This window comes from Leisingera aquaemixtae (assembly GCF_001458395.1).
GTDB classification, from domain to species: domain Bacteria; phylum Pseudomonadota; class Alphaproteobacteria; order Rhodobacterales; family Rhodobacteraceae; genus Leisingera; species Leisingera aquaemixtae.
This window is the reverse complement of record NZ_CYSR01000038.1, coordinates 1-4669: the sequence shown is the minus strand read 5'-3', so window position 1 is coordinate 4669 and position 4669 is coordinate 1. Positions and strand designations below refer to the sequence as shown.

9 protein-coding genes are annotated in these 4669 nt (G+C 44.6%); all 9 read right to left on the bottom strand.

Translation table 11 applies throughout. The features are described 5' to 3' along the window. Positions 1-416, bottom strand: a 416-nt coding sequence (locus PHA8399_RS23050) for a major capsid protein (protein WP_280137391.1), incomplete at its 3' end; no start/stop codon positions are given. A 36-nt stretch (positions 417-452) separates the two neighbouring features. Further along, positions 453-569 (bottom strand): phage DNA packaging protein J, encoded by a 117-nt coding sequence (locus tag PHA8399_RS23045; protein WP_000033471.1) that lies wholly within the window; start codon positions 567-569, stop codon positions 453-455. Then, the gene (locus PHA8399_RS23040) at positions 569-1027 is read right to left on the bottom strand and encodes a scaffolding protein D (protein ID WP_000084700.1); all 459 of its coding nucleotides are present in this window, start codon (positions 1025-1027) and stop codon (positions 569-571) included. The genes PHA8399_RS23045 and PHA8399_RS23040 overlap by 1 nt, the downstream gene beginning before the upstream one ends. Further along, the gene (locus PHA8399_RS23035) at positions 1024-1263 is read right to left on the bottom strand and encodes a phage DNA packaging protein C (protein ID WP_016670801.1); all 240 of its coding nucleotides are present in this window, start codon (positions 1261-1263) and stop codon (positions 1024-1026) included. The genes PHA8399_RS23040 and PHA8399_RS23035 overlap by 4 nt, the downstream gene beginning before the upstream one ends. Continuing rightward, a complete protein-coding gene (locus tag PHA8399_RS23030) occupies positions 1196-1348 on the bottom strand; it encodes a hypothetical protein (protein ID WP_435988044.1) in 153 nt (50 codons plus the stop codon). Before PHA8399_RS23030 ends, PHA8399_RS23035 begins: the two co-directional genes overlap by 68 nt. Further along, entirely contained in the window at positions 1281-2822 is a 1542-nt protein-coding gene (locus tag PHA8399_RS23025; RefSeq protein WP_000252566.1) for a replication endonuclease, read from the bottom strand. Before PHA8399_RS23025 ends, PHA8399_RS23030 begins: the two co-directional genes overlap by 68 nt. A 63-nt stretch (positions 2823-2885) precedes the next feature. Then, the gene (locus PHA8399_RS23020; protein WP_000466547.1) at positions 2886-3872 is read right to left on the bottom strand and encodes a Minor spike protein; all 987 of its coding nucleotides are present in this window, start codon (positions 3870-3872) and stop codon (positions 2886-2888) included. An 8-nt stretch (positions 3873-3880) separates the two neighbouring features. Continuing rightward, on the bottom strand, positions 3881-4408 hold the full coding sequence (locus PHA8399_RS23015) for a hypothetical protein (RefSeq protein ID WP_000487867.1): 528 nt from the start codon (positions 4406-4408) through the stop codon (positions 3881-3883). A 110-nt stretch (positions 4409-4518) separates the two neighbouring features. Further along, a complete protein-coding gene (locus PHA8399_RS23010) occupies positions 4519-4665 on the bottom strand; it encodes a major capsid protein (protein WP_001494097.1) in 147 nt (48 codons plus the stop codon). Between the last annotated feature and the right edge of the window lie 4 nt (positions 4666-4669).

Sequence of the window (4669 nt, the reverse complement as noted above, 5' to 3'; positions counted from 1 at the left end):
GGCGCTTTAAAATAGTTGTTATAGATATTCAAATAACCCTGAAACAAATGCTTAGGGATTTTATTGGTATCAGGGTTAATCGTGCCAAGAAAAGCGGCATGGTCAATATAACCAGTAGTGTTAACAGTCGGGAGAGGAGTGGCATTAACACCATCCTTCATGAACTTAATCCACTGTTCACCATAAACGTGACGATGAGGGACATAAAAAGTAAAAATGTCTACAGTAGAGTCAATAGCAAGGCCACGACGCAATGGAGAAAGACGGAGAGCGCCAACGGCGTCCATCTCGAAGGAGTCGCCAGCGATAACCGGAGTAGTTGAAATGGTAATAAGACGACCAATCTGACCAGCAAGGAAGCCAAGATGGGAAAGGTCATGCGGCATACGCTCGGCGCCAGTTTGAATATTAGACATAATTTATCCTCAAGTAAGGGGCCGAAGCCCCTGCAATTAAAATTGTTGACCACCTACATACCAAAGACGAGCGCCTTTACGCTTGCCTTTAGTACCTCGCAACGGCTGCGGACGACCAGGGCGAGCGCCAGAACGTTTTTTACCTTTAGACATTACATCACTCCTTCTGCACGTAATTTTTGACGCACGTTTTCTTCTGCGTCAGTAAGAACGTCAGTGTTTCCTGCGCGTACACGCAAGGTAAACGCGAACAATTCAGCGGCTTTAACCGGACGCTCGACGCCATTAATAATGTTTTCCGTAAATTCAGCGCCTTCCATGATGAGACAGGCCGTTTGAATGTTGACGGGATGAACATAATAAGCAATGACGGCAGCAATAAACTCAACAGGAGCAGGAAAGCGAGGGTATCCTACAAAGTCCAGCGTACCATAAACGCAAGCCTCAACGCAGCGACGAGCACGAGAGCGGTCAGTAGCAATCCAAACTTTGTTACTCGTCAGAAAATCGAAATCATCTTCGGTTAAATCCAAAACGGCAGAAGCCTGAATGAGCTTAATAGAGGCCAAAGCGGTCTGGAAACGTACGGATTGTTCAGTAACTTGACTCATGATTTCTTACCTATTAGTGGTTGAACAGCATCGGACTCAGATAGTAATCCACGCTCTTTTAAAATGTCAACAAGAGAATCTCTACCATGAACAAAATGTGACTCATATCTAAACCAGTCCTTGACGAACGTGCCAAGCATATTAAGCCACTTCTCCTCATCCAACGCGTCAGTTTTTGACAGAATCGTTAGTTGATGGCGAAAGGTCGCAAAGTAAGAGCTTCTCGAGCTGCGCAAGGATAGGTCGAATTTTCTCATTTTCCGCCAGCAGTCCACTTCGATTTAATTCGTAAACAAGCAGTAGTAATTCCTGCTTTATCAAGATAATTTTTCGACTCATCAGAAATATCCGAAAGTGTTAACTTCTGCGTCATGGAAGCGATAAAACTCTGCAGGTTGGATACGCCAATCATTTTTATCGAAGCGCGCATAAATTTGAGCAGATTTGTCGTCACAGGTTGCGCCGCCAAAACGTCGGCTACAGTAACTTTTCCCAGCCTCAATCTCATCTCTCTTTTTGCGTTCTGCTTCAATATCTGGTTGAACGGCGTCGCGTCGTAACCCAGCTTGGTAAGTTGGATTAAGCACTCCGTGGACAGATTTGTCATTGTGAGCATTTTCATCCCGAAGTTGCGGCTCATTCTGATTCTGAACAGCTTCTTGGGAAGTAGCGACAGCTTGGTTTTTAGTGAGTTGTTCCATTCTTTAGCTCCTAGACCTTTAGCAGCAAGGTCCATATCTGACTTTTTGTTAACGTATTTAGCCACATAGAAACCAACAGCCATATAACTGGTAGCTTTAAGCGGCTCACCTTTAGCATCAACAGGCCACAACCAACCAGAACGTGAAAAAGCGTCCTGCGTGTAGCGAACTGCGATGGGCATACTGTAACCATAAGGCCACGTATTTTGCAAGCTATTTAACTGGCGGCGATTGCGTACCCGACGACCAAAATTAGGGTCAACGCTACCTGTAGGAAGTGTCCGCATAAAGTGCACCGCATGGAAATGAAGACGGCCATTAGCTGTACCATACTCAGGCACACAAAAATACTGATAGCAGTCGGCGTGTGAATCATTAGCCTTGCGACCCTCGGCAGCAAGAACCATACGACCAATATCACGAAAATAGTCACGCAAAGCATTGGGATTATCATAAAACGCCTCTAATCGGTCGTCAGCCAACGTGAGAGTGTCAAAAACGATAAACCAACCATCAGCATGAGCCTGTCGCATTGCATTCATCAAACGCTGAATAGCAAAGCCTCTACGCGATTTCATAGTGGAGGCCTCCAGCAATCTTGAACACTCATCCTTAATACCTTTCTTTTTGGGGTAATTATACTCATCGCGAATATCCTTAAGAGGGCGTTCAGCAGCCAGCTTGCGGCAAAACTGCGTAACCGTCTTCTCGTTCTCTAAAAACCATTTTTCGTCCCCTTCGGGGCGGTGGTCTATAGTGTTATTAATATCAAGTTGGGGGAGCACATTGTAGCATTGTGCCAATTCATCCATTAACTTCTCAGTAACAGATACAAACTCATCACGAACGTCAGAAGCAGCCTTATGGCCGTCAACATACATATCACCATTATCGAACTCAACGCCCTGCATACGAAAAGACAGAATCTCTTCCAAGAGCTTGATGCGGTTATCCATCTGCTTATGGAAGCCAAGCATTGGGGATTGAGAAAGAGTAGAAATGCCACAAGCCTCAATAGCAGGTTTAAGAGCCTCGATACGCTCAAAGTCAAAATAATCAGCGTGACATTCAGAAGGGTAATAAGAACGAACCATAAAAAAGCCTCCAAGATTTGGAGGCATGAAAACATACAATTGGGAGGGTGTCAATCCTGACGGTTATTTCCTAGACAAATTAGAGCCAATACCATCAGCTTTACCGTCTTTCCAGAAATTGTTCCAAGTATCGGCAACAGCTTTATCAATACCATGAAAAATATCAACCACACCAGAAGCAGCATCAGTGACGACATTAGAAATATCCTTTGCAGTAGCGCCAATATGAGAAGAGCCATACCGCTGATTCTGCGTTTGCTGATGAACTAAGTCAACCTCAGCACTAACCTTGCGAGTCATTTCTTTGATTTGGTCATTGGTAAAATACTGACCAGCCGTTTGAGCTTGAGTAAGCATTTGGCGCATAATCTCGGAAACCTGCTGTTGCTTGGAAAGATTGGTGTTTTCCATAATAGACGCAACGCGAGCAGTAGACTCCTTCTGTTGATAAGCAAGCATCTCATTTTGTGCATATACCTGGTCTTTCGTATTCTGGCGTGAAGTCGCCGACTGAATGCCAGCAATCTCTTTTTGAGTCTCATTTTGCATCTCGGCAATCTCTTTCTGATTGTCCAGTTGCATTTTAGTAAGCTCTTTTTGATTCTCAAATCCGGCGTCAACCATACCAGCAGAGGAAGCATCAGCACCAGCACGCTCCCAAGCATTAAGCTCAGGAAATGCAGCAGCAAGATAATCACGAGTATCCTTTCCTTTATCAGCGGCAGACTTGCCACCAAGTCCAACCAAATCAAGCAACTTATCAGAAACGGCAGAAGTGCCAGCCTGCAACGTACCTTCAAGAAGTCCTTTACCAGCTTTAGCCATAGCACCAGAAACAAAACTAGGGACGGCCTCATCAGGGTTAGGAACATTAGAGCCTTGAATGGCAGATTTAATACCAGCATCACCCATGCCTACAGTATTGTTATCGGTAGCAAGCACATCACCTTGAATGCCACCGGAGGCGGCTTTTTGACCGCCTCCAAACAATTTAGACATGGCGCCACCAGCAAGAGCAGAAGCAATACCGCCAGCAATAGCACCAAACATAAATCACCTCACTTAAGTGGCTGGAGACAAATAATCTCTTTAATAACCTGATTCAGCGAAACCAATCCGCGGCATTTAGTAGCGGTAAAGTTAGACCAAACCATGAAACCAACATAAACATTATTGCCCGGCGTACGGGGAAGGACGTCAATAGTCACACAGTCCTTGACGGTATAATAACCACCATCATGGCGACCATCCAAAGGATAAACATCATAGGCAGTCGGGAGGGTAGTCGGAACCGAAGAAGACTCAAAGCGAACCAAACAGGCAAAAAATTTAGGGTCGGCATCAAAAGCAATATCAGCACCAACAGAAACAACCTGATTAGCGGCGTTGACAGATGTATCCATCTGAATGCAATGAAGAAAACCACCATTACCAGCATTAACCGTCAAACTATCAAAATATAACGTTGACGATGTAGCTTTAGGTGTCTGTAAAACAGGTGCCGAAGAAGCTGGAGTAACAGAAGTGAGAACCAGCTTATCAGAAAAAAAGTTTGAATTATGGCGAGAAATAAAAGTCTGAAACATGATTAAACTCCTAAGCAGAAAACCTACCGCGCTTCGCTTGGTCAACCCCTCAGCGGCAAAAATTAAAATTTTTACCGCTTCGGCGTTATAACCTCACACTCAATCTTTTATCACGAAGTCATGATTGAATCGCGAGTGGTCGGCAGATTGCGATAAACGGTCACATTAAATTTAACCTGACTATTCCACTGCAACAACTGAACGGACTGGAAACACTGGTCATAATCATGGTGGCGAATAAGTACGCGTTCTTGCAAATCA